Source organism: Marinobacterium litorale DSM 23545, assembly GCF_000428985.1.
GTDB lineage: Bacteria > Pseudomonadota > Gammaproteobacteria > Pseudomonadales > Balneatricaceae > Marinobacterium_D > Marinobacterium_D litorale.
Map to the genome: position 1 here is coordinate 40,225 of NZ_AUAZ01000014.1, position 26,903 is coordinate 67,127.

Below are 26,903 nucleotides of genomic sequence, written 5' to 3' on the forward strand. Positions count from 1 at the left end.
GTCGCCTTGCAACTCAATCCTGCTTGGCAGGAGGGGGCTCCGAATGACGGTGTGAGCACTTGGCGGGTGGGACGGGGTCAATACCCCCGTCACTGAGAGGGTGGCACCGCAGTATGCGACGAAGACCCAGCCAGGTTCCGCGCAAGGGGCCATGTTCCTCGATCGCTTCGAGGGTGTACTGAGAGCAGGTCGGATAAAACCGGCAGTTGCTGCCCAGAACAGGGCTGATCAGATACTGATATCCCTTTATCAGAAAGCGAAGCAGGCGGCTGAACAACTGGCGGACCCGACTCATGGATACTCCCGTTTTAGAATCATGGTTCGCAGTGTTTCAAGCCGCCTGATTAACGTCAAGCACCAGGCTTACGCCGGTTCAAGTTCCTCTACCTGAGTTTCCAGTTCAAGGACCTTGAGGTTGTGGTCTCGCACGCGTTTGAGGAGTTCCGGATTGTCGTTCAGCGACTCCCCGTAGGAGGGGATCATCTCCTTGAGTCGGGTGCTCCAGTCCGCTTTGCCCTGATGCTTGATAAAGCAGTTTTCGATAATGTTGATCATCGTGCCAACAGCTGTGGATGCTCCGGGAGAAGCACCCAGCAGAGCAGCGATGGAGCCGTCATCGGCGGTAATAACCTCGGTTCCGAACTCCAGTTTACCGCCTTTGTCCGCGTCTTTCTTGATGATTTGCACGCGCTGGCCGGCATAGGCCAGAGTCCAGTCTTCATCTTTGGCTTCCGGGAAGAATTTGCGCAGCGCATCGACGCGGGAGCTGTGCGATTGCAAGACTTCACCGATCAGGTAGCGGGTCAGGTCCATGTTGTGGATCGCTACGGACAGCATTGGTTTGATGTTACCGGCGCGGATGCTCTTGGGCAGGTCCAGAAAGGAGCCCTGTTTCAGGAACTTGGTGGTGAAGCCTGCAAACGGCCCGAACAGAAGTGCGCGCTGACCATCGATAATGCGGGTATCCAGGTGGGGGACCGACATGGGAGGCGCCCCAATGGGCGCTTTGCCGTAAACCTTGGCCAGGTGCTGCTCAACAATCTCGGGCTTTTTGCACACCAGCCACTGTCCGCTGACCGGGAAGCCGCCGTAGCCTTCGCCCTCTTTAATGCCGGATTTCTGGAGTAACGGCAGTGCGCCACCGCCTGCGCCAAGGAATACGAAGCGGCTGTTGACGACCTCTTTCTCACCGGTTTCGGTGTTTTTAAGGGTGACGTTCCAGCTGCCGTCATCCTGTCGATCCAGGTCCGCGACTATACGGCTCAGCAACAGGTCGAAGCCCTCCTGGGTACCGAGGTACTTGGCCATGGAGCGCGCCAGCTCGCCGAAGTTTACATCGGAGCCGTAGCGAACACGTGTAGCGGCGACTTTTTCACCCGGTGCCCGGTTCTTCATGACCAGCGGCATCCATTCTTTGAGAAGCTCCGGGTCCTCAGAATACTCCATGTCGGCGAATGCCTGATGGGCCGAGAGCGCTTCGTAGCGCTGGCGCAGGAATTCCACGTTCTCCTCGCCCCAGACGAAGCTCATGTGTGGAGTCGGGTTGATGAACTGTTTGGGGTTGGGGAGGATGTTGTTTTCGACCAGGTGGGACCAGAACTGAAGGCTGACTTCGAACGCGGCGTTGATATTGAACGCCTTGGTTGTGTCGATGCCGCCGTCCGGCTTTTTCGGCGTGTAGTTGAGCTCACAGTAGGCGGCGTGTCCTGTGCCGGCGTTGTTCCATCCATCAGAGCTTTCGCACGCCACATAGTCCAAGCGCTCAACCATGCAGATTTTTATAGCGGGGTCGAGCTGTTTGAGCAGCATACCCAGGGTTGTGCTCATGGCACCGGCCCCGACAAGCAACACGTCAACAGATTTTGTAGTCATAGGAAGTCGCCAATTGATAGTAAACAATGGGATTCAATACGCCACCTGCACGGGCTTTTGGCCTCGCTGGCACTGCTAACTGGAGCAGGCGCGGGTCAGGTGCCGTCCCCGCCGCCGATCCTCTGGGTTAGGCTGGAACGATGGGTTCCGCCGGATCAGTCGGGGTGGGCCGCCAGAAAGTCGGGCCCTGTTAAAATTGCCATCTGCAGCGCGCATCCACTGGAGGACGTCGCTTGCCGGCACGATGAAGACGCATAGATAGATGCATTTTCATCATAGTGTCACCGATTTATTGTTGCGCTGCATTATATGGAAGTATACGTGGAATTAAAGCGGTTAGAGCTAGGGGAACTCTCGGTTTTGTCGACAAAAAATGGTGAAAAGCACGTAATACAAGGGATGTAAGCAATTGTAAGACTTTGGTATCCCTGACCAAAGTCGAGCTTGATGGGGAGTGGCATTGGCCACTCCCCTGGGGGGGCTTACAGATGTTCTTCGGCGTATTCCGCCAGCCGCGAGCGGAAAATACCTTCAAAATGGATCGCCGCCGATCCATCGAAACCGCGGAAGCGCTCTACGATATAGGTCAGGCCTGAGGTCAGCGCCGTCAAATAATTGGAGTCGATCTGTGCCAGGTTACCCAGACAAACCATCTTGGTGTTTTTACCGCAGCGGGTGAGAATCGTCTTGAGCTGCTGAGGTGTCAGGTTCTGTGATTCATCGATCAACACAATCGCATTCTGGATGCTTCGGCCACGGATAAAGTTGAGTGACTTGAACTGAATGTTGGCTTTCTCGATCGCGTATTTCACGCTGCTCTGTGGTCGCTCATCATGCTCATGCATCGCTTCCAGGTTATCGTTGATCGAGCTGAGCCAAGGGGTCATTTTCTCCTCCTCGGTACCTGGGAGGAAGCCGATATCCTCGGCCACCGGCGGCGTAGAGCGGGTCACAATGATCTTGTTGTAAAGACGGTCTTCAATCACCAGCTCCAGCGCGCAGGCCAGCGCAATCAGTGTCTTACCGGAGCCCGCAGCGCCAAGCAGTATGCTCAGGTCGATGTCGGGGTCCAGTAGCGCCTGCATGGCAAACGCCTGTTGCAGGTTGATCGGTTGAATACCCCAGCAGGTCTGTTGCATCAGCCGGTCGTAACCCAGGTCGAGCAGGGTCACCTTGTCGTCGGTGACGGCTACCGTGCGCGCCGCGAAGTCGCGACTGTCATCGTAGATATATTCATTGGGGTACGTATCCGGTAGCAGTGAGCGGTCCACCTTGTGATAGGTTTTACCCTCTTCCTGGTAACTGTCGACTGTCTCGACCTGCTCCCAGAATGGTGCGTCCATGTGTTTATGGCCCGCAGGCAGCAGTTCTATATCGGAAACCAGCTGGTCGGTTCGGTAATCTTCAACCCGCTCCAGCCCGGCCCCCAGCGCCTTGAGACGCATGTTGATATCTTTGGTGACCAGTATGACCTGGCGGTGGGGGAAGGTGGCCTGCAGATGCAGGGCACAGTTGATGATCTTGTTGTCCTTGTTGCGTTCGTCCGGCAGAAAACCCTGGCGGGTTGTCAGTTCATGGTCCGGGAAGATGGAAAGCCGGCCCAGCTTGATAACGCGCTCCTTGCCCTCAAGACGTATCTGAACGCCTTTTGTGATCTGGCTGGCGCTGGTTGCGGTGCTGATTATCTCGTCAATCGCTCGGATGGCATGGCGTGCCTCGGCGGCTACGTGCTTTTTGCGGTCCTTGATGTCATCGAGTTCTTCGAGCACGGTCATGGGAATCGTAATGTCCTGCTCCTTAAACTGAAACAGGCACTTGGGGTCGTGGAGGAGGACGTTGGTATCGAGGATGTACAGCTTGGACGCGGTCATAGCTCGTTCCTTTTGCGGGCGCTTTACCCTCAAACTAAATCAAGGTGCCCGGCTTGACAATCACTATGAGGTTTTTGTGGGTGATCCGTGTTTGTTTTTGCAGGGTTGGTTGAATTATAGACAGTTAATGTGTCCCAAGTGCTTGTTTTAAGGTCGGTACTGGCCAAAATTGCCAGAGCGGTTCATAGTGAAAATGTGGGGCGGTCGCTTTTTTACGTAGAGTGAGGCTGCCCGCCCCGTATTCAGTTCGTGCAGGGAGGTCCTGATATGACCGATGCTTATGTCAATGCCAGCGTTACGCCGCTGGAGAGTCTGGACATGCTTTCGCCCTACGAGGTGGCAAAGCTTCAAGATAAGAGTCAGGGGGGGCTCTACCGTCTGTTGCGTCAATGTGCACTGGCGGTACTGAACTGTGGCAGTGAATTGGACAGTACGCGGATGGTGTTGGAGCGTTTCCGCGATTTCGATATTCAGATCAGCCATAAACACCGCGGGGTGAAGCTGGACCTGCTTAATGCACCGCCCTCGGCGTTTGTTGACGGTGAAATCATTCAGGGGATTCGGGAACACCTGTTCGCCGTTTTACGCGATCTTCTTTATGTGGAGGACGAGTTCAGGGATTGTTGTGAAGATCTGGATCAGTCCGCCATGGCGACGAACATGGTGTTCCATATTCTGCGCCACGCTAACGCGTTGAGACCGCATGTTAAACCCAATCTGATGGTCTGCTGGGGTGGGCACTCTATTCAGCGCCACGAATATGAATACACCAAAAAAGTGGGGTATGAACTGGGACTGCGCTATCTGAATATCTGTACCGGCTGTGGTCCGGGGGCGATGAAAGGGCCGATGAAAGGCGCAGCCATTGCCCATGCCAAACAGCGTATTCCGGACGCGCGGTATGTGGGGATTACGGAGCCCGGTATTATCGCGGCGGAATCCCCCAACCCAATCGTTAACGAGCTGATTATCATGCCCGATATCGAGAAGCGGCTGGAGGCGTTTGTGCGGTTGGGACACGGTATTATCGTGTTCCCGGGTGGGGTGGGTACCGCCGAGGAGATTCTCTATATGCTTGGCATCCTCCTGCAGGAGGAAAACCGGGATATCCCCTTCCCGTTTATCTTTACCGGCCCCTCCGGCAGCGAGGCCTACTTCGAAACGGTAGACCGTTTTATTGCCGATACGCTGGGCGAGCGGGCGCGAGGCCTGTATGAGATCATCATCGATAACCCCCACGCAGTCGCGGCCCGCGCACGTCAACGGGTCGATGAGGTCACTACTCACCGACGCGGGGCCGGTGAGTCATTTCATTACAACTGGCAGTTACATATACCGATGGGTTTTCAGCAGCCTTTTGAACCGACCCACGCCAATATGGCAAAGCTGAATCTATCAAAGCAACAGCCTGACCATGTGTTGGCCTCTCAGTTGCGTTGTGCGCTTTCCGGGATTGTCTCCGGCAATGTCAAAGAGCCCGGGATTCGGGCGATCGAAGAGTTTGGACCGTTTGAGCTCAAAGGGGAGCCTGAGGTCATGGAAGCCCTCGATCGGTTGCTCAGCTCGTTTGTCGAACAGCGGCGCATGAAAATCAACCACGAGGATTACAAACCCTGCTTCCGGCTGGCGCGACCGGCGGCGTCAGCGTCAGTCCAGAGCGTCTAACAAGCTTTCGGGCCGGCTGGCGCGCTGGAAACGCGCCAGCGCTTTCAGGTAATCCGCTGTGCCGGGCAGCGCGGTGGTACCTGAGAGACCAACACCGCTGCGTGTGGGCGGGTAAGCGCAGCCCGCATCGGACGAGGGTGCCAGGGCGTACTCGGCCAGACGTGCCTCGCGCTCGATATGTTCGCTCAGCGTTGTGTCGTCGGTAAACAGTGAGAGGGCGATAGCGAAGCCCGACCGGTTGATTTCATCGGTGACACGACGAATCTGGTCGCGGTTAAAACGGACAATGTACAGCAGAGGTCCATCGATCTGCTCCTGTAATTCATCCAGACTGTAAAGACGCAGGAGCGCGGGTGGGACATAGTACCCCTCTTCGAGCTCGGTTCGTATCTCGCCGTGGGCGATCAGCCTTCCTTTGGTTCGGAAACGCTCAATTTGAAGATAGGCACGATCCATCTGATCCCGGGTAATCAGGGGCCCTATATCGGTAGCACGATGCTCCGGTGGACCGATCCTGAGGTTTAACAGTGCCTGCTTCAGCATCTGTTCCAGCCGGTCGGCGATCGACTCTTCCACGTAAGCAACCCGCAAGGAGCCGGGGTTCTGACCATTATCCCTGAAGGCTGCCTCAATCAGTCTGGGCAATATCTGATTCAAGTCCTGATCGGAATCAACAATCGCCAGGTGACGGCCACCGGTGTCGGTCAGCAGTGGCAGGGGCGGTGCGCCAACCCGGCGGGTCAGCCGTCGGTAAACTTCCGCTGCAGCGGATGGATTGCCACAGAACATCACGCCGTCGAGGCGATAATCGTCCAGCAGAAAGTGCCCCGTGGACTCCAGAGAGCCGGGTAAAAACGCGGTTAAGTTGGCGGGAAGGCCTGCCTGTAACAGTAAACCGTAAAGGTGAGCGCTGACCAAAGTTGCCCGGCTGGCGGGTTTTATCAACAGTGCATTGCCCATCAGCAGCGCGGCACTGGTCGTGGCGCAGAACTGAAAGATTGGCTGGCTCCAGGGTAAAAGAGCAAGCAGAGTGCCCAATGGGTGTGGCGTGAGCGTACAGGTCCGTCCGGGAGATGCGCTCAACGGTGTACTCGACAGTACATGGGTGGATAGACGCAGATGCTGCCGAATCAGCTGAATACCCTGACGGGTCTCTTCCAGAAGGTCTTTCAGCGGTTTGCCGGTTTCCGTCGCGCCGATCAGCGCAACTTCAAGCTGCTGATCGCAGAGGAGCTGCGTAAAACGCTCGATAATCGAGTGTCGTTCATAGGGCGCTTGGTCGCGCCATACAATCTGCGCATCGGTGCACAGTGCGAATGCTTCACGGGTGTCATCCTCGGTCGCTTCCTGTACCTCACCGATGGGATCATGCACGGCGCCCGGATGGTTGATGGTTTGCGGCTCACTTCCGCCTTTCGGCTGACTGCCGATCACGGGCTTTCCATGCATCGGTTTGGCGCGCAGGCTATGGGTGATCTCATTCAGGCGCTCGCTGACGATGGTGAGCCCTTCATGTAAACAGGGTGCCCCCTGAATTGTTTCGCCCGTTTCACTCGCACTGGCCGATGAGGCCTCCAAAAGATCTATTCTCCAGCCACGTTCTTCGCACAGAGCCGCCAGATTGGGTTCAATGGTCGGCCCTTGCAGGATCAACGCCGGCGTCAATCCGCTGTTATTTTCACTCTCAAGAAAGGCACAGGCGGTCATCAGGTTGAGATGAATGCTGTTCGTGCTTTCCAAGTGGGGCTGGCAGTTGGCAAACGGCCAGGGTTGGGGCGAAAGATAGCTGCACTGATAAAGACGTACAAAAAGCGGGTGTGTCAGGTCAACGGTTAGCTTTTCCAGATAGCCCAGGGTGGGTAGCAGGCGTTTGGAAGCCGCGCTAAGCTCGATCCCGAGTTTGGCATCCGAGGGCGCAACTTCAAGCAGCCGCTGGAGTATTTTCAACCAGCTTTCCAGTTGCGTTTCAGAAGGCAGCGCAAGAATCAGAGCGGTGTCGCGCTCCTGAGCGATCTGTGCCAGGGCGGCCAGTTTACGCACCAGCGATTCCAGTAGTAGATCTATCGCCTCTACGGAACAGTTACCTTGCAGACTGAACGGATCCACCAATACTGAATCGCCACTGTTGCTCTGTTCGATCGCGTTCAGGTAGATGTTGAAACGGTGGGTTGCCTGCTCTGTGGTCAGGACGCGAGGGGAGGGGAGAGCGATCGTGGCGTCGTGCCGGTGGCTCTCCTTCGCAGCGGGCGGTTCGTCCCCGGAACTCAATGAAAGTTCAAGCTCCATGAGTGCCTGAAGCAGGTGCTCCGAGTCCGTGAGCGCAGCCTGAGCGACGCCCCGCCGCAGCTGCTGGGCGTTCATCAGACGGAACTCTTCCGAAAAGTATAAAGACGGCGGTAGCATCTCTGTTGCCTCTACATCCATGCAAAGTGAACCGGGAATTGCCGGCACGGATCGCTACCGTTGGTCATATCCGCGGAGCGTTCCTTAGGACAGTGTATCGGAATCCGCAGCAGATGCCATCGGCTTGTTCGTTGCCTGGAGTATGACTTTTGGGGTTTCAACCGCTATATTAGCGCGGTTTTTTCAATCTTTAGCGGGTATCGATTTTGCGGCGCAAACTTGTAGTGACCCTGACCACTGTGCACGGATCGCGGCAGTACACGCTTAATCAAATCGCAAAATATATCGTCGCGGCTTTTCTGTTGATGGCCGCGCTCAGCTTTTTTGTATCCAATCTGCTTTTGGTCAAGACCACCGATGATCTACTGGAGCTGGAAGATACGCACCAGCAGTTGTCGGATCAGTACGAACTGATGCTGGGAACGCAGCAGCTTTACCGGTCTGAGCTGAACTCATTGGGTGATGCGTTGTCATCGCTGTATGCCGAGCGTGAAGAGCTGGCACAGCAAAACCAGATGATGGGCACTGAGCTGGAAAATCTGGAGTCGATGTTGGGTGTACTGGACGCGGAACCCGCAGCGACGGCCCAGGAGCGGGCTGAGGTGGCCAAAGCCGCGGCGAAACAGCGTCTTTTCATGCTTTATGGTGTGCCGAACGGCGTTCCGATTCAAAGTGAGAGAATCAACGACCGGTTCGGGATGAGAAATCATCCGACACTTAAGAAACGCACCATGCATAACGGCATCGATTTCAAAGCCGCAAAGGGAACACCGGTGTATGCAACGGCGGATGGTGTGGTCGAGTTTGCCGGATATAACAAAGGGTCGGGATACGGTTATATGGTGCGTCTGACCCACAATCTGGGTTTCAAAACGTACTATGCGCATCTGGACTCGGTCAAAGTGAAGCCCAAGGCCTTTGTGCACAAGGGGCAGCTGATCGGTTTGAGCGGTAATTCCGGGCGCTCTACCGGGCCGCATCTGCATTACGAGGTACGTCACCTCTATACACCACTTGATCCGGAGCCGTTCATGAAATGGGGGCTCAATAATTTCGAATCGATTTTCTCCGCCGTCGAGGAGGTTCAGTGGGAATCATTAAGCGCAATGTATCCGCTAAATCAGGCGGCTCAGCCGTAACGATTATTGCTCAGGGCAACCGTTTTCACGGCGAAACCAGCATCAGCGGCAAGATGCATGTGGATGGCGAGTTCGCCGGCAGTATTGATTCCAGCGATGATATATCCATCGGGAAAACGGGGCGTGTGTCCGGTCGGATTCGGGCTCACGCCGTTAATGTCAGCGGGGAGCTCGAGGGTGAACTGGTGTGTGAATCACTGCATATCGAGCGCGGTGGGTGTGTACGCGCCAACGTTTATTGCGAACGACTCTCTATCGATAACGAAGGGTTGTTTGTGGGCGAGCGGCACCTTCCCGGGGACGATAAACTAACCTGGGAGGGAGAGGCATCGTTGCTACCCGCTTACGACACGCCCCCGTCCCCATCGGAGGAAACGGTTGAAGAGGGAAGTCTGATCGACTCGCTGCCCAGCCGGATTACGCTGTCGCGGGATTAACCCGGATCCAGTCAAGCCAGGGTTCAATCAAGGAGGGGTGGAATGTGTGAACTGCTCGGTATGAGTGCGAATGTGCCGACCGATATCTGTTTCAGTTTTGCCGGGCTCATGCAGCGCGGCGGTGGGACGGGGCCTCATCGTGATGGATGGGGTATCGCTTTTTACGAAGGACATGGCTTGAGAGCCTTCCACGACCCGATGCCCAGTGTAGACTCACGTATCGCAGAACTGGTGGTCGGCTATCCGATTAAAAGCTGTCAGGTTATCAGTCATATTCGGCAGGCCAATGTGGGCGATGTCTGTCTTGCCAACACCCACCCCTTTAGTCGAGAACTCTGGGGTTACATGTGGTGCTTTGCCCACAACGGCCAATTGGACCCCCGGCTGTTTGAATGGCCGCTTGGCCATTACCGGCCGGTCGGTAGCACTGACAGTGAATATGCGTTCTGTTGGCTATTAAATCAGATTCGCACCGCCTTTCCAGATGGACCGCCGGAAGATCACCAGGCCCTGATCGAGCTGATCCATGGCTGTTGTGAGCAACTGCGTGCCATTGGCGTTTACAACATGCTTTTGGGGGACTCCTGTCGTCTCTATTGCTACTGCACCAGCAAGCTTTCGTGGATTACCCGGCGTGCGCCCTTCGGCGAAGCACGTCTTAAAGACCGCGATATGATAGTTGATTTTCACGCCGAAACGACGCCGGACGACGTGGTGACCGTGATTGCCACCGAGCCGTTGACCGATAATGAAGACTGGCAGCGGTTGCTACCGGGCGATCTGATTGTATTCGCTGACGGCGAGGTCGAGAAACGGATCAGTACCCGGGGGCCGGAGGTGTGCTGATTCCCGCAAGTCTCTGTGACCTGCCGTCGGACCTGAGTCACCGCTTTGGAGAGCGCCCTGCCTTCGGTCACCTGGGCGAGAGCCTGAGCTACGTCGAGCTCGATATACTGTCGCGGCGTGTCGCGGCTTGGTTTCAGCATAATACGGATCTCCAGCCGGGGGAGCGGATCGCACTCCAGCTGCCCAATATCATGCAGTATCCGGTGGTGCTATTCGGTGCCCTGCGCGCAGGTCTGATTGTTGTCAGCACCAGTCCCTCTTACACCCCGGAGGAGCTTGAACGGCACTTTACCCAGTCCGGCGCGCGTGCACTGGTTGTGTACGACGCTTTTGCCTGGAAAGCGGCGCGGATACTGGCCCGAACCCCGATAGAGTATGTGATTACCACGCGCATTGCTGATCTGCATCCGCGCTGGAAGCGCTGGCCTGTGAACATGAAGGTGCGCTATCGCCGGGGCAAAACGCCGGCCTATCGGTTTCATGCCGGTTCCACGTTTAAATCGGTGCTTGAGCTTGAGACCGGGCGGTTCTGGGAGCCGCCTCTGTTCCACGCCCAGGATGTGGCTTTACTGCAATATACGGGGGGAACGACGGGACCTGCGAAAGGCGCAATGCTGACCCACGCATCCTTAATCTCCAACATTCACCAGCTGAGGACCCGGCTGAGTGAGGCAGGTCTGGAGGAGGGGCAGCGTTTGTTTCAGCCGTTGCCGCTTTACCATGGCTACTCACTGACGGTGGTGCTCTTGATGATGTCACTGGGCAGCTATGTGGAATTGATCCCCGACCCACGAAATCTGCGACAGCTTGCCAAGGCGTTCGAAAAGATAAACCCGACCGTGATTGCTGGTGTTAACCCGCTATTCGTCGCCCTCAGCCAGCATGCTGAGTTTACCCAGCTTGATTTCAGTAGTTTGCGATTGACGATCTCCGGCGGGATGGCGTTGACCGAGTCCACCGCGAATCGCTGGCACCAGGTTACCGGCTGTGTGATTACCGAGGGTTACGGTCTGACCGAGTGCTCTCCGGTTGTCAGTGTGGCTGAACCCGGTCGGATGCACCCGGGCAGTGTGGGTCGGCCGTTGCCCGATACCCAGGTCCGGATCATCGGTGATAACGGGGAAGTGCTGCCAACCGGAGAGACCGGGCGGATCCAGGTGAAAGGGCCTCAGTTAATGGCGGGATACTGGGATGGTATGGCCATTCGCTCCGGACTCTCCGGTGGCTGGTTTGCGACCGGGGATATCGGGCAGCTCGATGACCGCGGGGAGTTACGAGTCATAGAGCGAGAACAGGAGGTGATTCACAGTGCCGGTTTTAAAGTCTATCCCACGGAGCTTGAGAATGTGATCAGTGATCATCCGGGCATTCTCGAATGCGCGGTGATCGGAGTGCCCGACGAAGAGTTGGGAGAGTCGATTAAAGCCTATATCGTAGCCAATAACCCTCGCCTGACCCCCCGTGATGTACGCGATTATTGCCGCGAGCGACTGACTTCCTATAAGGTGCCGCGCAGTGTGGAGTTCTGTCGAGACCTGCCGCGTACCTCCATTGGAAAAGTTCAGCGTCGCCGGCTAAGGGACCAGGCGCTGAGTGAAATGCCAAAACTGCGTTAAAATCCCCGGTCCCAAACGACATCCCGAAACAGAGATCCCGAGGTTTTCTTGGTCGCTACACTTTCAGAACTGTTTGACCTCTTGCCTGAATGCCAGATCGCCGACCGCTTCCCGCTGCGCAAACAGCTGGAAAAGGCGAGCCGTGCAGATCAGATAGACCCCGAGCGCTTGAAAGCGTTAGCACAACGCCTTGAGCAGTCGATCGCCCGGGTGGAGGCGCGAGAAGCACTTCCGCGTCAGATCGACTACCCGGACCTGCCGGTGGCCGAGCGCCGCGAAGAGCTCCTGAAAGTGATCCGGGATAATCAGGTTGTGGTGATCGCCGGTGAAACGGGTTCAGGCAAAACCACCCAGATTCCCAAACTGTGCCTCGAGCTGGGGTTGGGCTGTAAGGGAATGATCGGGCACACCCAGCCGAGACGGCTCGCCGCCCGCAACGTGGCGGCGCGCATTGCGGAAGAACTTCAAACGCCGCTGGGAGAGCGGGTTGGTTATCAGGTACGGTTTCATGATCAGGTTTCGGAGCAGACTCAGATCAAACTGATGACCGACGGTATTCTGCTGGCGGAGACGCAGAACGATCGCTTTCTGGACCGGTATGAAGTTCTGATTATCGATGAAGCTCACGAGCGGAGTCTTAATATCGATTTCCTGTTGGGCTACATCAAGCGGATTCTGCCTCAGCGCCCAAGCCTGAAACTGATTATCACGTCGGCCACTATCGACCTGGAAAAATTCTCCCGTCACTTTGCCGGTGCTCCGGTTATTGAGGTTTCCGGACGCACCTATCCGGTGAAGACCCTCTATCGGCCGCTCCATGAAATGGAGGGGGATGATGAGAAGGCGATGGACCTCCAGCAGGGGATTCTGCAGGCGGTGGAAGAGATAGCTGATCTTGATAGACAGACCAAAAACAGTGGCGCTCGGGATATTCTCGTATTTCTGCCCGGTGAACGCGAAATCCGAGAGACAGCGGACCAGCTCAGGAAGGCCGTGAGTCAGGGGCGCCTGCGTGACCTGGAAGTGATCCCGCTCTACGCGCGGCTTTCAGTTAAAGAACAGAACCGTGTTTTTCATGGCCAGCGGGGAGCGGGGCGCAGGATTGTTCTTTCAACAAACGTGGCTGAAACGTCGCTGACGGTCCCCGGTATCCGGTACGTGATCGATCCGGGTCTGGCGCGTGTCTCCCGTTACAGCTATCGCTCCAAGGTGCAGCGTTTGCCGATTGAGGCGATCTCTCAGGCCAGCGCCAACCAACGTGCCGGGCGTTGCGGACGTATCGCGCCGGGTACCTGTATACGCCTTTATTCGGAAGAGGATTTTCTGAGCCGTCCCGCATTTACCGATGCCGAAATCCGGCGCACCAACCTGGCGGCGGTGATTTTGCAAATGCTGCAGCTCAAGTTGGGCGATATTGCACGTTTTCCGTTCATCGATCCGCCCGACTCCCGGTTTATCAATGACGGTTTCAAACTGCTTGAGGAGCTCGGCGCGGTCGACGGCAAGCGTCGTATGACATCGATTGGTCGGCAGCTGGCGCGTTTGCCGGTGGATCCCAGGATTGGCCGGATGGTGATTGAAGCCAGTCAATATGATGCGCTTAAAGAAGTGTTGATCATTGCCAGCGCGCTCAGCGTTCAGGATCCGCGCGAGCGGCCCCATGACAAACGCCAGGCTGCCGATGAAAAGCACAAGGCCTACCAGGATGATCAGTCCGATTTTATGACACTGCTAAACCTGTGGAACCTTTTTGAAGAGCAACGCCAGGCGCTCAGTCAAAACCAGCTGCGGCAGTGGTGTCAGAAGCACTTTATCTCCTTTATGCGGATGCGGGAGTGGCGCGACATCCATCGCCAGCTCCACCTGAGTATCCGGGAGATGAAACTCAGAGAGAATAGTGAACCCGCTGAGTACACGCCGGTACACCGTTCGCTGTTGGCCGGGTTGCTAAGCCACATCGGCAACCTGGCTGAGAAGGGCGAATACCTGGGCGCGCGCAACCGCCGGTTCCGGATATTTCCGGGGTCCGGGCTGTTCAAGAAAAGTCCCAAGTGGGTAATGGCGGCTGAGCTTATCGAAACGAGCAAGCTTTATGCGCATCAGGTGGCGCGTATTGAGCCCCAGTGGATCGAGCAACCCGCCGAACATCTGGTCAAGCGTAGCTGGTCGGAACCGCATTGGGAGAAAAAGCGTGCTCAGGTGGTGGCCAATGAACAGGTCTCCTTGTTTGGGTTGGTCATTGTCCCCAAACGAAAAGTGAACTTCGGCAAGGTCGACCCTATCGCCGCTCATGAAATTTTTCTGCGCAGCGCTCTGGTTGAGGGGGAGTTTGAGACGCGAGCCGATTTTTTCCGTCGCAATCGAGCGCTTCTTGATAGCGTCGAGTCGATGGAGTCCAAAACGCGGCGTCGAGATCTGCTGGTTGATGAAGAGACACTTTATCAATTCTACGCCGGTAAGTTCGATGCGCTCGGTGGTGGTCATGTTGTAAACGGGGCCGGTTTTGAAAAGTGGTACAAAGGTGTTAAAGCCAGGGATCCGAACGCCCTCATATTGACCGAGGATGATGTTCTCCAGCGTTCGGCCGAACATGTCAATGAAAATGACTACCCCGAACAGCTGCCGATGGAGGGGGTGAAGCTCAAGCTGGACTACCTGTTTGATCCTTCAGCTGAGACGGATGGCGTTTCGGTAGAGGTTCCGCTGCCGTTGCTTAAATCCCTGCCGGTCAGACGCCTGGAATGGCTGGTGCCGGGGATGCTGGAAGAGAAGGTAACCTCCATTTTAAAGGGATTGCCCAAACAGCATCGCAAACATTTTGTCCCGGTGCCGGATTACGCACGTTCTTTTTGCGAAGTGGTGACCTTTGGTGAGGGCGATCTATATGAAGCACTCAGTCATCATCTATTAAGAGCCTCAGGACATCGAATCGACCCGGTATTATTGCGCGAGTCCCATCTGGAACCTCATCTGCGTTTTAATATTGCGCTGCTCGACAGCAAGGGCAAAACGCTTGGCCAGGGGCGCGACTGGGAGTCCTTGAATAAGCGTTTCGCCAAACAGGCAGAGGAGGCGATCCAAAAGGATGCGGCGAAACCCTGGGGGGGGGAAGGAATTACCAGATGGGATTTCGGGGTCCTGGAACCGTCGGTTCGAGTAAGGCAGGCCGGGGGCCTTGAGGTGGAAGCTTTCCCGGGGCTGGTTGACATGGATAAAAGCGTCACCCTGCGATTGTTCAGCAGCGCCGATGAGGCGCGGTACCAGACCCGGCTGGGTGTGGCCAGGTTGCTGGCATTGAGTGTGCCTGAGCAGCTTAAAACGATCCGTCGTCAGTTGCCTCATATGGATAAGGTAATGTTGTTGACCGCCAAACGGTTCGATCGTCGTCGACTGGAGGATGACCTGCTGATCAGGGCGATCATCAGAGCCGCCGATGTTGATCAACTGCCGTCTACAGTGACCGAGGCCGATTTTGAGTCCGCCCGCACGCGGATGCTCAGTGTGCTGGAGCGCGAGGCGCATGCGTTGGTGGATTTTGTTATGCAGTGCCATCAGTGGGTTCATGAGATCGATAAGCGGTTGAACGGCCGTGTTGATCTGGTTGCGGTACCGGTACTCAACGATATAAAAGGTCAACTGAGTCGCCTGATCTTTCCCGGCTATCTGTCGCAGACGGAGGACCGCTGGTTAACACAACTGCCTCGGTACCTGGAAGCGATCCATGTGCGGCTGGAGAAGTTTCAGCGCGATATTCGTCTGCAAACGCTGCAATCAACTCAGCTTGAATCTTTTGAACAGCGCTATAAAAAGCGTTTAGAGGAGGCTCGGGCGCGTGATGCCGTGACCGATGAACTGAGGGATTTCCGCTGGTGGATTGAGGAGTACAGGGTATCGCTATTCGCCCAGCAGCTGGGGACACTATTTTCTGTCTCCGAAAAGCGCCTTAACAAGCGCCTGGAGGAGTTGATCTGAAGCAGTATATCCTAAGGTAGCCGCAAACCCCTGATATCGGGGTATTTAAAGGGTTGCAAGGGGCCTGGTGCTGTGCTGTAATGCGCCAAATTTAGGTGCTGGCGGTTTAGTCAACTAAATACGCGCCTAAAATGTTGCAGACGTAAAGAAGAAGCATCGGCCAGCGGCCCAAATGCTCCCATCTGCAGAAGGTTAATTTAGGTTTAAAAGCCTTTGAGTGGGCTAAATCAAAAAAGTTCACTCTCTGGTTTGAAAAGTTCATGAATTATAGTATTTTCGTAAGTAGCACTCCGGTGTGCTGAGAAAAACTAGAATTCACTACTAGTAAGTTGAATACTGAAGGGGAAATTTGATGAAAAAGTCACTGATCGCTCTGGCTGTTGCTGGCGCTATGGCTGCTCCGATGGCCGCTCAGGCCGACGCTACTCTGTACGGCTCTCTGCGTATTAAAGTCATGGATAACGACAACGTCAGCACTGGTGTTGTTGATAACTCTTCTCGTATCGGTATCAAGGGTTCTTCTGACCTGTTCTCCGGTGCTAAAGCTATCTACCAGTTCGAGCAGTTCATCGACACTGAAGCTGGTTCTTGGGGCGGCGGTCGTCAGTCCTACATCGGTGCTACCGGTGATTTCGGTACCTTCCAGCTGGGCCGTATGTGGACTCCGTACGCGCTGTGGACCGTATTCACCACTGATGTACTGGATAACGATACTACCGGTTCTTCCGGCTACGTGATCGGCGCGCACCGTACTCCGGACACCATCGCCTACATCACTCCGGCTATGGGTGGCTTCCAGGCTGCTGGTGCGGTAATCGCTACCGATGCAGACGCTGGTACTACTGACAACTCCGTAGACGTTTCTCACCTTGCTGCCAAGTACGAAATGGGCGGTTTCTTCGGTGCTGTTTCTTACCTGGGCTTCGAAGAAGGTAACCTGGACGACGTATGGTCTGTAGGTCTGTCCTACACCCTGGACGCTCTGTACCTGGGTGCTCGTTACGAAGATCGTGATTTCGTAAACACCGACGACCAGAAAGCATGGGAACTGGCTGCTACCTACACCATGGGTAACACCAAGCTGCTGGCTAACTACATCGACGACGAAGCTGATGACCTGGGTGACGACGACGGTCAGCAGTGGTCTATCGAAGCACAGCAGAAGCTGGGCAAGCAGGCTCGCGTATTCGCAGCCTATGCTGACTACGGCAACGACGTAGACGGTATCGAGCTGGGCTACCGCGTAGACTTCTAAGCTTGATTTAATTCAAGTAATAGAGAAAACGCCTCACACTGTGAGGCGTTTTTGTTTTGGGTGGACCGTCAGTTTGTTGATCAGGTTTCCGTCATATTTTTAGATCGATCTGTTGTACTGATTTGGTTTGGCCCTGCTCGGTCAGGAAAAAGCTGGTACTTCTAACCTTACCCAAGAGCTCATTATTCGAGTCCCGGATATCAAAAGGTGTAGCGATAGACCCCAGATGGATCGCGCCGACGTTTGCCTGTTTTAACGACAGAAGGTCGCTTTGATTGTCGGTCGGGCGAATCCAGACTCGGAGTTCATTGAAGATAGAGTCTGCTTCATCGATAAAGCCATTGCCGTCATCATCGTACGCTGCGAGTTCTTTAAAGCCGTCACCCGTTTGAGCCCCAAAGAGTTCACTGCCGTCATCTATTTTCCCATTCCCGTTTTTGTCCAGGGCAAGAAATCCACTGCCACTTTTTAATCGATTCACCTGTTCGCGGGTGCCGTCGGCATCGAGGTCGAAGCTAAACGTTGCGCTGTCCAAATCCGCTGAGGGCGCATCATAGTTGATGACCAGCGGATCTTTTAACTGAGCGCCGGCCGTGATGACCATCGAGCTGTTCTCGGTATAGCGGCGGGACATGGTCAAAGCTAGATCAACGTCGATCTCTTTCCCGTCCTGGGTCATGATCTTGCCTTTCGCGTTAAAATCCGTTTCCTCAATTTCGGTCCTCGACTCACGCCATTCGTAGCGCATCCCTTCAGCGCCGGCAAAATCTGAAGCAACAGTCGCCTGCTCAATGCGTGCCGAGTGCTTTATCTGAAGCTGAGTTTCATTCGTGATTTCACCTCCGGCCTGCAAACGACTGGCGTCAAAAAGCTCAATCTGTTTACCCGTCAGAGAGGCGATAACTGCGGCGAAAAGCTTAAGTTTGGGGTTTCCCGTGACAGTACTCGGAGCGACGGCCTGATCCACGGGATGGAGCTCTATTTTCAAACCGGATTTCACATCGAATCGGGGAGCTTGTTCCTCAGGTGCGCGCGCCTCAATATCTGCAGCAAGGCTGAGAGCGCGTTTGGACAAGCTGACCTCCCCATTACCTTTGTCCTCGATGGCTTCCGCGTTTCCATTTGCATTCAGCCGAAAATGCTCCAGTCGCTCAAACGACTCCGTGCGCACTTCTCGATGATGGCTTGCAGTTTGCAGGACATCTGAATTGCTAATAATCATGCTTTCACCCTGTTCAATGATGGGTGGGGCTCCGGCCGGAGAAAGGGGTGGCAGGTGGGCGCCCGATTGTCTTTGTATCGGCATTTTGCAGCGAATGTTTAATGTGGGCTTAATCATGACTTTAAAAATAGTTGAGTAAAATGGTAAGGTATGAGGTGTGAATGCCTGATGACCTGATGGAGGGGGGTATGGCTAAAGGGTTGGAAGCGCTCAGTTTCGACAACTCGTATGCGCGATTACCGGAACACTGGTATCAACGGATCGACATCAAGCCGTTAAAGGGGGCCCATCTGGCGAGTTTTAATCCTCCTGTGGCCGCTATGCTGGGGCTCGATCCGTGTGAGCTGGACCCGAATCGTCTGGTTTCTCAGATCAATGGAGACGTCTCAGTGCCAGGGGCTGATCCTATTGCAATGAAGTACACCGGACACCAGTTCGGGTTTTACAATCCAGATCTGGGTGATGGGCGTGGCTTGCTTTTAGGCGAAGTGATTAACGACAAGCGAGAGCGTTGGGATATCCATTTGAAGGGGATAGGGCGGACTGCATATTCTCGGTTCGGTGACGGGCGTGCTGTTCTGCGCTCCAGCATTCGTGAATACCTCGCCAGCGAGGCGATGGCGGGCCTGGGTATTCCCACAACCCGTGCGCTGTGTCTGGTGGCAAGCGATCAATTTACCCAACGCAATGGGATGGAGCCCTGCGCGGTATTGGCCCGAGTAACACCCTGTCATATCCGGTTTGGCCACTTCGAGTATTTTTTCTACAGTCGGCGGTATGACGAGCTCAAGCAGCTCGCCGATTACACGATTGATCGGTACTACCCGGAGTGTCGTAAAGCGGACAATCCCTACCTGGCGTTTTACCAGGCGGTCCAATCACGCACAGCTTCGCTGGTCGCTCTCTGGCAGTGTTACGGTTTTGTCCACGGCGTTTTGAATACCGATAATATGTCGGTGCTGGGCGAGACGTTCGATTACGGCCCCTATACCTTTATGGATCGATATGAGCCGGGCTTTGTTGCTAATAAAAATGACGATGAGGGGCGCTACGCGTTTGATCGTCAGCCGGAGATCGTGCTCTGGAATATGAGCGCCCTGGCTCAGGCACTGGTGCCGTTGGTTCCGCAAAAGGAGCTGGAACAGTCATTGGTGGGCTTCATGAAGGAGTTTCGCGATCAGGAAGCGCTCCGCATGCGGGCTCGGCTTGGATTTCAACGCGAAGAAAAAGGGGACCGGGAGCTCGTCGACGCATTCTTTCGTATCGCACGAGAGTGTCAGCTCGATATCAACCGGTTTCTCTACGCGTTAACCGAAGCAAACGATTTCAATGGCTTGGATCTGGCTTCGCTGTGCGGTCGGTGCGATACAGACGGAAGCCTTTCAGAATGGCTCGGACACTACCGGGAACGGTTGGCCCGGGAGGCGGCCAGTGACCCGATTCGGCGGGCTCAGATGAGATCGGTTAACCCGCGCTACGTGCTGCGTAACTACATGGCCGAGGAGGTGATCAGGGAAGCTCATAATGGTGATTATAAGCCGCTTAATAACCTGCTTGCGCTACTCCGCACGCCAGCGGAGAAAAATGAGCAGCTGGACCATTATGCCGGTACGCCACCGGATTGGGCGGGAGCAATCTGCTTGACCTGTTCTTCATGAGCGGGGCATGAGCGCCAGTTTTTGTGGTGATTACTGTTATGTGCCGGTTTCAGTGTATATATTGGGGGAGTTGGTTTAAATCGAAAGGAGATCCGTAATGTCGAATGAAGGATACCACGAGCCCATTGATGAGCTGTCCGATGAAACCCGGGATATGCACCGTGCCATTGTCTCATTGATGGAGGAGCTGGAAGCGGTTGATTGGTATAACCAGCGCATGGATGCCTGTAAGGATCCAGAACTCAAGGCGATCCTCAAGCACAACCGTGATGAGGAGAAAGAGCACGCGGCGATGGTGCTTGAGTGGATTCGGCGTCGAGATTCAAAGTTTGATGAGGAGCTGCGTGACTATCTGTTTACCGATAAACCGATAGCGCACGATTAAAACATCAGAGCGAGATAAAAATACCCGGCAATTGCCGGGTATTTTTGGTTATGCGCGCGGGATTGATTAGTCGGCAAAATAGTCCAGCGCCATTACATAGCCGAGCGTCCCCATACCGGCGATGATTCCCTCCGCCCGCATGGATACGTAAGAGTGGTGGCGAAAGGCCTCACGCTTATGGATGTTAGAAATATGCACCTCGACAACGGGATTGTCGAAGGTGTTCAACGCGTCGAGGATGGCGACTGATGTGTGGGTGTAGGCCGCCGGGTTAATGATAATCCCTGCTGCCTTATCACGCGCCTCGTGGATTTTTTCGACGAGGGCGCCCTCATAGTTGCTCTGGAAAAATTCGATTTCCAGCCCTAGTCCCCGCGCTTTCTCCACCATCCGCGCTTCCACGTCAGCCAGTGTCTCGTGACCGTAGATTTCCGGCTGTCGTTTACCCAGCAGATTCAGGTTGGGGCCATTAAGAACATAAATTGTTTTGCTCAAGCGCATATCTCCCTTCAGTCGATCAATAGCCGAATAGTCGTGGCAGGAAGGTTACTGTTTCCGGGATAAACGTCACAATGCCCAGCACAATCAGTTCGACGATAAACAAAGGCATGATTCTACGCGAAATCGCCCCGACGCCCACATTGGCGATCGAGTTGGAAACGAACAGGCATATACCCATCGGCGGCGTCACCAGGCCAATCATCAGGTTAAAGATAACGACAATGCCAAAATGAACCGGATCCAGACCCAGCTGCATGGCGATGGGATGCAGAATCGGAAGCAGAATCAGCATGGCGGCTATCCCTTCAAGGAACAGTCCAACAACGAGAAGAATGACGTTAACGGCCAGCAGGAACATCCAGGGACTGGTGACTTCGGCCAGTACCATCTCACTGACTTTCTGGGGAACCTGTGAGAAGGTCAGCAGCCAGTTTGCGACGGAAATGACGCCAATGATGATCAGTATGACGGAGGAGTCACGCATGGCGCGGATAAATACGTTGGGCAGGGCACGCAGGTGCAGGCTTTTCAGGACAAACATACCGGCGATCAGCGCGTAGCCGGCGGCCAGTGCGGCGGCCTCGGTTGGAGTCACAATACCGGTCAGGATCGATCCGACGATGAAGATCGGCATGAACAGCGGTACCCAGGCATCCTTGAAGGCAATCATCCGCTCTTTGAAGGAAAGGCGTTCATGCATCGGCGCGTAGTGCGCCGCCTTGGCGCGGACATACAGTGACAGGCCAATAGCCAGCAGGATACCGGGCGCGACACCTGCCAGAAACAGTGCCGGTACCGAAACACCGGACGTGATCAGTGCGTAGATGATGACTGGAATGCTGGGCGGAATCATCGGACCGATCACTGAAGAGGCTGCGGTTAATGCGGCCGCGAAGTCCCGGGGATAACCCTCTTTTTCCATCTCGGGAATAAAGATACGGCCCAGTGCAGAAGTATCAGCAACCGCGGAGCCTGAGAGGCCGGCAAAAATCACCGATGCCCAGATGTTGACCTGCGCAAGGCCCGCTTTCATATGGCCGACACAGGCATTGGCAAAGCGGATGATGCGGCCCGTTATCCCGCTCTCGTTCATCAGCTCACCGGCCAGAACAAACAGAGGGATAGCCAGGATGGCGAAAGAGTCGAGGCCGGAGAATAACCGTTGGCCGACCAGGCTGACAGAAAACGGAGTTTGAGACAGGTAGCCCAGGACTGCTATCAGAATTGAAAAGGCAATTGGACTGCCAAGAATCAGCAGCGCCAGCAGAATCATAAAACCTAACATGTTAATCCTCGCTCTGGGCTGTCTTGGACTTCAGGTGATCGGGCAGCTTGATCAGCGCAGCAAGGACCAATCCGACACCGCCAACAATAATTGCCGACTGGAACGCGCTCATGGGTATGCCGGTGCCCGGCGCATCGATTCCGCCCCTTTTCATGACGAACAGGTAGCCGGACCAGGCCAGAACGCCACCGGTGCCCAGGGCTATCAGATCCAGCACCAGATCGAGCACACGGCGTATCGGTGCAGGAACCCCTTTCTCGAGGAAACCAAACTTAATGTGTATATCTTCCATGTAGCACAGTACGGTGCCGAACATTGCACCGTATATCATGGCGTAGCGGGCGACCTCTTCACTCCATTGAATGGGGTAGTTGAACAGGTAGCGAGTCAGGCTGCTTATCAAAACGACGGCAAAAACGATGAAAAGCGAGCCCCCCGTCAACCAGGACAGGAGCTTTGAGTACAGATCTTTCATCGGGTTGTCCCAGATACAGGTAGGGTAGAAGTCACCGGGCCCTGCGGCCCGGTGACTGGGTCTTGCTAGAGTATAGTTGCGCTGGGTCAGTCGGCCATTGCGGCTTCAACCGCGCCCTGGGCTTTGTTGATCCAGGCTTCGTCGATCTCACCCTTGAGCCACTCGATCACCGGCGGCTGAGCGGCGCTGCGGAACTGTTCCAGCTGGTCGGCGGTGGGCGCGGTAATCTCCATACCTTCCTGAGCCAGCTTGGTCAGGCCTTCAGCGGAATTGAATTGCTGAACGGCACGTCCCATAACCCCCGCAACCTTGGCGGCGCGATCAACGGTGGCGCGATCCTTATCGCTCAAGCCCTGATATACATCATCGTTGATCACCAGGAAGTCGGTGCCATAGACGTGACCATCCAGGGTGATGTACTTCTGCATCTCGTAGAACTTGTTGTTGTAGATAACGCCGACCGGGTTTTCCTGGCCATCGACAACGCCGGTGGTCAGAGCCGACGGTACTTCCGGCCAGGAGATTGGTGTCGGCTGGCCACCCATCGCTTTAACCATTTCCACGTACAGCGGGGTGGTCATAACGCGAATCTTCAGACCTTCCAGATCTTTGGGTGTCTCGATCGGGCGCTTTGAGTTGGTGAAGTTACGGAAGCCGGTTTCGCCGTAAGCGAGAATACGCAGACCGGTTTTCTCGTAACAGTGCTGACTCAGCTCCTTACCGAACTCGCCGTCGAGAACCTCCCAGGCAACCGGAGCGGACGGGAACAGGTAGGGGGTCTCAAGCACTGACGCTTCCGGGCACAGCTTTGAGAACGGGCCGGAGACCATGGCCATGCTCAGTGTGCCATCCTGGGCAGACTGCAGCAGTTCGGTTTCACCGCCGAGCTGTCCGGCCGGGTAAACGTTAACTTCAATGCGGCCGCCAGACTCACCTTCAACCAGGTTCTTGAACACGGTCGCAGCAGCACCTTTTTTGGATGTGGTCCATTCCTGGGGATCCACGTGCGCAAGGGTCAGGGTAACGTCAGCAGCCTGAGCCTGGAGGGTTAAGGCTGCAGCAGCTGTTGCCAGGGCCGTGGTTATTTTTTTTGTCGAGAATTTCATGCTGTTTCCTTCTCTTCTTTGGGTCGTCGCTTCCATGGGGTTGGAGGCGCTACCGGTTTTTGTTGTACAGGTTGTCGTTAAACAGACGCGTGCTTATCGATGCTAGGAGGCTAGCAATTGGATTGACTATGGTCAAGTTAGTAGGAGTAAAGAAAAAATATCCTATATTATTCATAGTGGCCAATTAAATTATTGACGTAGGGTTATTTCGAAGTCTAACGTATAAACGTACCCGAACAGGTAGCGTGAATTTGGGTTTGTCAGCTATCGCCGCCTGGCGGGTGCTTTGGTTTGTCTTTCGGCGGAGAATAAGAATGGTTCACTTGGGGTTGATAGGTCGTTCAATCGCGCAGTCTCGTGCACCCGCACTGCATGAAATGCTAGGGGAGCTTCACGGGGTCGAGGTGCGTTATCAGTTGCATGATCCCGAGGAAGACAGCCCTGAAGCCTTCGTCCGGACGCTGGAGCAGATGCGTTCTGCGGGCTACCGCGGTTGCAACGTGACCTATCCGTTCAAGCAAGTCGCCATCGCCCACGCGCAAGAGATGAATTCGGCGGTAAAGCGGGTTGGGTCCTCCAACACCCTGCGTTTCGGCGATTCGATTTATGCGGGGAATACCGACTACACCGGTTTTATCCGCGGCTACCGTGGACGTATGGGCAGCGAAGAAGCGGGCTGTGTACTGTTACTTGGCGCCGGTGGTGTAGGGCGTGCGGTTGCTTTCGCCCTTGGCGAACTGGGTGCCAGTGAGGTGCTGGTCTTCGATCTGGATACAAAGGGGGCTGATTCCCTTGCACGTGCACTCGAAAACGAGGGTATAAAAGCGCGGGCTATTTCTGCTCAAGAGCTACCGGATGCAGCTCGGTCAGCGACCGGCCTGGTGAACTGCACGCCCGTCGGCCATTACAAGAGCCCCGGTAACCCGCTACCGGAGTCGGTGTTTGGCGGGCAGCGCTGGGCATTTGATGCGGTGTATACACCGCTGGATACTGAGTTTTTGCTGGCGGCCCACAAGCAGGGGCTGAAGATCGTTTCCGGATTCGACCTGTTTTTCTTCCAGGGAATTGATGCCTACGAGATATTTATGGATACGCGAGTGGATCCAGCCAAGGTACTGGAGCCGTTTAAGAAACGTTTCGATATTGTCAGTGATCTGATTTGAGTTCGGCCGTTTCGTATCGTTGTCATTGACGTTGGTCTCTTGGGTGCCTGGTGCACCCTTTTTTATTGCCTGAGCCATCCGGGCGACGCAGGCTCGATTAGTGTAATATTGCGCGTGGCATAAAAATGACGTTTGCGAGAAAACTTATGAATGGCGATCTTGATCGCAAGCTGGTAGGTGAATCCGCCTATGAGCGTCTACGTAATGACATTATGACCGGTGTTCTCCAGCCTGGGCAAAAGCTGAAGCTCAACGCATTGCGAGGGGCCTACAGCGTCAGTGTCAATACACTGCGAGAGACGCTGATGCGGTTGGCGTCGGATGGGTTCGTTGAAGTGGAAGGGCAGAAAGGGTTCCGGGTTAAGCCGGTATCGCTGGAAGACTTTGAGGAGTTGATCGAGCTACGGGAAACCCTGGAAACACTCGGCCTGCGCAAGTCATTTCAGAATAAGTCGAACGTCATTGACTGGAAGGCACGCCTGATCAGCGCACATTATCGGTTAAGCTGCATGGAAAAGCTGATGATTGAAGATGAGCATGCCAACGTCAGCGAGTGGGAGCGTGCTGACCGTGACTTTCATATGGCGATTGTGTCCAACTGTGGCTCCGAACAGTTGATTCGCTATCATGGTTCGGTGCTGGAACAGTTTATGCGGTATCAGCTACTCGCCCTGAAAAAACGGCCGTTCCGCGGGCAGGAGGTGGCTGACGAGCATCGCCACTTGCTGAACTGCCTGATTGAAGATGATCAGGAGGGCGCATTAAAAGCGCTGGCTGATCATATCAGCAAAGGTAACCAAACGGCGGTCTAAACACCGCCGTTTTCGTTTCTGTGATTGAAGGGCTTGTCGGTCGGATCAGGTGACAAAGGCAAGTAGCACGGTGACCGTCACGAACGAGAGTGCTGTGGTCAGTATCAGTATGCTGGCGCACTGGCTACCGTAGCCGTAATTCCCGCCAATAATCGGATAGATGCTCATCATCGGCATCGCCGCAATCAAGAGCGCCGCCAGTTCCAGCTCCGGGTCGAATGGCGGGAGCAGCCACAGCATCAAAGCCACCAGCAGTGGGTGTATCAGCAGCTTGCCAATAACAACCGGCGATATCTCTTTGAGTTCGCCTCGGATTGGTGTGCCAACCAGCGAGCCGCCGATGACAAAGAGAGCGGTGGCTGCGGAAGCCCGAGCCAGCATGTCGAGCGATTGATCAACAGCGCCCGGCAGCTGCAATCCGATCGCTGACGCCGCCAGGCCTGCCGTAATCGACTGGATAATCGGGTTGCGGATTACGCGGCCAAACACCGAGGCCCAGACCTCGCTCAGGCGCTTATCAGCGCGGTTGCCGGATCCATACTCAATGGCGATCAGAGCGAGCGGCAAAACGACGATATTCTCGACCATCACCGCCATCGCAAAGGCGTTGGCCGGAGGGTCGCCAAATACTTGGAGCAGCACCGGATAACCAATGAACATGCTGTTGGGGATGGCCATGCCGATTCCTTTCAGTCCCGCCGCGCCTAATCCGTTACGCAGTACATAAAGACTGAACAACAGCCCCAGGATGAAAGAACAGAGAGAGGCCGTGGCATATACGCCAACAAAGGAGGGGTCGATGATCTCACCAAAGTCCATTCGGGAAACGGTGGAGAAAATAGCCGCGGGTAGCGCAAAGTAGAGAACAAATCGACCCAGTCCGGGAATCGCTTCGGGCGCGACTAAACGGGATTTAACCGCAAGATAGCCAATTGCAATGAGCAGAAAAATAGGTGCAGTTATCGATAAAACGGCGGGCATAGCCTGTGCTCCCTGAAGCTGAGTGTCCCTGTTGATGCGGGTGTTGGAGGTATAGAGTCTTGATAGTGTGCGTCGGACAGAGGTGATGAACATTGCTGCCCGAGCGACCCATTTTTCTTGGTTTCATGTGCCAAGTCCAATAAGCAATTTGCGCCGACCTATAATAAAACCGATATGTGAACACATGATGTGACCAATCAGGTGAAAAATATAGGATATTAATATACATTAGTGGGTGA

21 protein-coding genes are annotated in these 26,903 nt (G+C 55.0%); 11 read left to right on the forward strand and 10 right to left on the reverse strand.

The features are described 5' to 3' along the window. Positions 1–13: 13 nt before the first annotated feature. The 3 genes from yidD to G403_RS0111450 form a co-directional block, all read right to left on the reverse strand. Positions 14–295 (reverse strand): membrane protein insertion efficiency factor YidD, encoded by a 282-nt coding sequence (gene yidD, locus G403_RS0111440; protein ID WP_036233559.1) that lies wholly within the window; start codon positions 293–295, stop codon positions 14–16. A gap of 68 nt (positions 296–363) precedes the next feature. Then, on the reverse strand, positions 364–1,872 hold the full coding sequence (mqo, locus tag G403_RS0111445) for a malate dehydrogenase (quinone) (protein ID WP_027854120.1): 1,509 nt from the start codon (positions 1,870–1,872) through the stop codon (positions 364–366). A 482-nt stretch (positions 1,873–2,354) separates the two neighbouring features. Continuing rightward, positions 2,355–3,743, reverse strand: coding sequence for a PhoH family protein (locus G403_RS0111450; protein ID WP_027854121.1), 1,389 nt, complete (start codon positions 3,741–3,743; stop codon positions 2,355–2,357). A gap of 267 nt (positions 3,744–4,010) precedes the next feature. Here G403_RS0111450 and ppnN point away from each other — a divergent pair, with 267 nt between their 5' ends. Beyond that, complete coding sequence (gene ppnN, locus G403_RS0111455) at positions 4,011–5,408, forward strand: nucleotide 5'-monophosphate nucleosidase PpnN (protein ID WP_027854122.1); 1,398 nt, start codon at positions 4,011–4,013, stop codon at positions 5,406–5,408. On the opposite strand, the gene G403_RS0111460 is transcribed toward ppnN, so the two are convergent. Further along, positions 5,391–7,769 carry an aldehyde dehydrogenase family protein gene (locus tag G403_RS0111460; protein ID WP_169719901.1) on the reverse strand — a complete coding sequence of 793 codons (2,379 nt, stop codon included), beginning with the start codon at positions 7,767–7,769 and terminating at the stop codon, positions 5,391–5,393. The two genes, ppnN and G403_RS0111460, sit on opposite strands and share 18 nt — an antisense overlap. Positions 7,770–8,035: 266 nt before the next feature. Between G403_RS0111460 and G403_RS0111465 the strand changes: the two genes are divergently transcribed. The 6 genes from G403_RS0111465 to G403_RS0111490 all read left to right on the forward strand — a co-directional run bounded on the left by G403_RS0111465 (position 8,036) and on the right by G403_RS0111490 (position 17,076). Then, positions 8,036–8,950 carry a M23 family metallopeptidase gene (locus G403_RS0111465; protein WP_245578303.1) on the forward strand — a complete coding sequence of 305 codons (915 nt, stop codon included), beginning with the start codon at positions 8,036–8,038 and terminating at the stop codon, positions 8,948–8,950. Continuing rightward, entirely contained in the window at positions 8,899–9,387 is a 489-nt protein-coding gene (locus G403_RS0111470; RefSeq protein ID WP_027854125.1) for a bactofilin family protein, read from the forward strand. The genes G403_RS0111465 and G403_RS0111470 overlap by 52 nt, the downstream gene beginning before the upstream one ends. A gap of 42 nt (positions 9,388–9,429) precedes the next feature. Beyond that, on the forward strand, positions 9,430–10,233 hold the full coding sequence (locus tag G403_RS0111475) for a class II glutamine amidotransferase (protein WP_027854126.1): 804 nt from the start codon (positions 9,430–9,432) through the stop codon (positions 10,231–10,233). Continuing rightward, positions 10,227–11,849, forward strand: a complete 1,623-nt coding sequence (locus G403_RS23060; protein WP_051298902.1) for an AMP-binding protein — start codon at positions 10,227–10,229, stop codon at positions 11,847–11,849. The genes G403_RS0111475 and G403_RS23060 overlap by 7 nt, the downstream gene beginning before the upstream one ends. Positions 11,850–11,897: 48 nt before the next feature. Then, positions 11,898–15,821: an ATP-dependent RNA helicase HrpA gene (gene hrpA, locus G403_RS0111485; RefSeq protein ID WP_027854127.1), complete on the forward strand. Its 3,924-nt coding sequence runs from the start codon at positions 11,898–11,900 to the stop codon at positions 15,819–15,821. Between the two features lie 352 nt (positions 15,822–16,173). Next, complete coding sequence (locus tag G403_RS0111490) at positions 16,174–17,076, forward strand: porin (protein ID WP_027854128.1); 903 nt, start codon at positions 16,174–16,176, stop codon at positions 17,074–17,076. Between the two features lie 91 nt (positions 17,077–17,167). Here the strand turns inward: G403_RS0111490 and G403_RS24520 are convergent, their stop codons facing one another. Then, on the reverse strand, positions 17,168–18,298 hold the full coding sequence (locus G403_RS24520; RefSeq protein ID WP_051298904.1) for an EF-hand domain-containing protein: 1,131 nt from the start codon (positions 18,296–18,298) through the stop codon (positions 17,168–17,170). A 161-nt stretch (positions 18,299–18,459) separates the two neighbouring features. Between G403_RS24520 and G403_RS0111500 the strand changes: the two genes are divergently transcribed. Both G403_RS0111500 and G403_RS0111505 read left to right on the forward strand, forming a co-directional pair. Beyond that, positions 18,460–19,956: a protein adenylyltransferase SelO gene (locus G403_RS0111500; RefSeq protein WP_245578305.1), complete on the forward strand. Its 1,497-nt coding sequence runs from the start codon at positions 18,460–18,462 to the stop codon at positions 19,954–19,956. Positions 19,957–20,053: 97 nt separating this feature from the next. Further along, the gene (locus tag G403_RS0111505) at positions 20,054–20,341 is read left to right on the forward strand and encodes an encapsulin-associated ferritin-like protein (protein ID WP_027854130.1); all 288 of its coding nucleotides are present in this window, start codon (positions 20,054–20,056) and stop codon (positions 20,339–20,341) included. Between the two features lie 66 nt (positions 20,342–20,407). Here G403_RS0111505 and aroQ read toward each other — a convergent pair whose 3' ends face one another. The 4 genes from aroQ to G403_RS0111525 form a co-directional block, all read right to left on the reverse strand. Next, positions 20,408–20,842, reverse strand: a complete 435-nt coding sequence (gene aroQ / locus G403_RS0111510; protein ID WP_211232678.1) for a type II 3-dehydroquinate dehydratase — start codon at positions 20,840–20,842, stop codon at positions 20,408–20,410. A gap of 16 nt (positions 20,843–20,858) precedes the next feature. Continuing rightward, positions 20,859–22,127, reverse strand: a complete 1,269-nt coding sequence (locus tag G403_RS0111515) for a TRAP transporter large permease (protein WP_027854132.1) — start codon at positions 22,125–22,127, stop codon at positions 20,859–20,861. A gap of 1 nt (position 22,128) precedes the next feature. Further along, entirely contained in the window at positions 22,129–22,602 is a 474-nt protein-coding gene (locus G403_RS0111520) for a TRAP transporter small permease (RefSeq protein ID WP_027854133.1), read from the reverse strand. Between the two features lie 86 nt (positions 22,603–22,688). Continuing rightward, positions 22,689–23,708, reverse strand: a complete 1,020-nt coding sequence (locus G403_RS0111525) for a DctP family TRAP transporter solute-binding subunit (RefSeq protein WP_027854134.1) — start codon at positions 23,706–23,708, stop codon at positions 22,689–22,691. 314 nt (positions 23,709–24,022) lie between these two features. Here G403_RS0111525 and G403_RS0111530 point away from each other — a divergent pair, with 314 nt between their 5' ends. Further along, entirely contained in the window at positions 24,023–24,871 is an 849-nt protein-coding gene (locus G403_RS0111530) for a shikimate dehydrogenase family protein (RefSeq protein WP_027854135.1), read from the forward strand. A gap of 146 nt (positions 24,872–25,017) precedes the next feature. After that, positions 25,018–25,683, forward strand: a complete 666-nt coding sequence (locus tag G403_RS0111535) for a GntR family transcriptional regulator (RefSeq protein ID WP_027854136.1) — start codon at positions 25,018–25,020, stop codon at positions 25,681–25,683. Positions 25,684–25,728: 45 nt separating this feature from the next. On the opposite strand, the gene G403_RS0111540 is transcribed toward G403_RS0111535, so the two are convergent. Continuing rightward, positions 25,729–26,664 (reverse strand): AEC family transporter, encoded by a 936-nt coding sequence (locus G403_RS0111540; protein WP_027854137.1) that lies wholly within the window; start codon positions 26,662–26,664, stop codon positions 25,729–25,731. Positions 26,665–26,903 lie beyond the last annotated feature (239 nt).

Bases quoted from the DNA above. Each gene is read 5' to 3' on its own strand.
- yidD (WP_036233559.1), bottom strand. From the start codon at position 295: ATGAGTCGGGTCCGCCAGTTGTTCAGCCGCCTGCTTCGCTTTCTGATA.
- mqo (WP_027854120.1), bottom strand. From the start codon at position 1,872: ATGACTACAAAATCTGTTGACGTGTTGCTTGTCGGGGCCGGTGCCATG.
- G403_RS0111450 (WP_027854121.1), bottom strand. From the start codon at position 3,743: ATGACCGCGTCCAAGCTGTACATCCTCGATACCAACGTCCTCCTCCAC.
- ppnN (WP_027854122.1), top strand. From the start codon at position 4,011: ATGACCGATGCTTATGTCAATGCCAGCGTTACGCCGCTGGAGAGTCTG.
- G403_RS0111460 (WP_169719901.1), bottom strand. From the start codon at position 7,769: ATGAACGCCCAGCAGCTGCGGCGGGGCGTCGCTCAGGCTGCGCTCACG.
- G403_RS0111475 (WP_027854126.1), top strand. From the start codon at position 9,430: ATGTGTGAACTGCTCGGTATGAGTGCGAATGTGCCGACCGATATCTGT.
- G403_RS0111490 (WP_027854128.1), top strand. From the start codon at position 16,174: ATGAAAAAGTCACTGATCGCTCTGGCTGTTGCTGGCGCTATGGCTGCT.
- G403_RS24520 (WP_051298904.1), bottom strand. From the start codon at position 18,298: ATGATTATTAGCAATTCAGATGTCCTGCAAACTGCAAGCCATCATCGA.
- G403_RS0111500 (WP_245578305.1), top strand. From the start codon at position 18,460: ATGCCTGATGACCTGATGGAGGGGGGTATGGCTAAAGGGTTGGAAGCG.
- G403_RS0111505 (WP_027854130.1), top strand. From the start codon at position 20,054: ATGTCGAATGAAGGATACCACGAGCCCATTGATGAGCTGTCCGATGAA.
- aroQ (WP_211232678.1), bottom strand. From the start codon at position 20,842: ATGCGCTTGAGCAAAACAATTTATGTTCTTAATGGCCCCAACCTGAAT.
- G403_RS0111515 (WP_027854132.1), bottom strand. From the start codon at position 22,127: ATGTTAGGTTTTATGATTCTGCTGGCGCTGCTGATTCTTGGCAGTCCA.
- G403_RS0111520 (WP_027854133.1), bottom strand. From the start codon at position 22,602: ATGAAAGATCTGTACTCAAAGCTCCTGTCCTGGTTGACGGGGGGCTCG.
- G403_RS0111525 (WP_027854134.1), bottom strand. From the start codon at position 23,708: ATGAAATTCTCGACAAAAAAAATAACCACGGCCCTGGCAACAGCTGCT.
- G403_RS0111530 (WP_027854135.1), top strand. From the start codon at position 24,023: ATGGTTCACTTGGGGTTGATAGGTCGTTCAATCGCGCAGTCTCGTGCA.
- G403_RS0111535 (WP_027854136.1), top strand. From the start codon at position 25,018: ATGAATGGCGATCTTGATCGCAAGCTGGTAGGTGAATCCGCCTATGAG.
- G403_RS0111540 (WP_027854137.1), bottom strand. From the start codon at position 26,664: ATGCCCGCCGTTTTATCGATAACTGCACCTATTTTTCTGCTCATTGCA.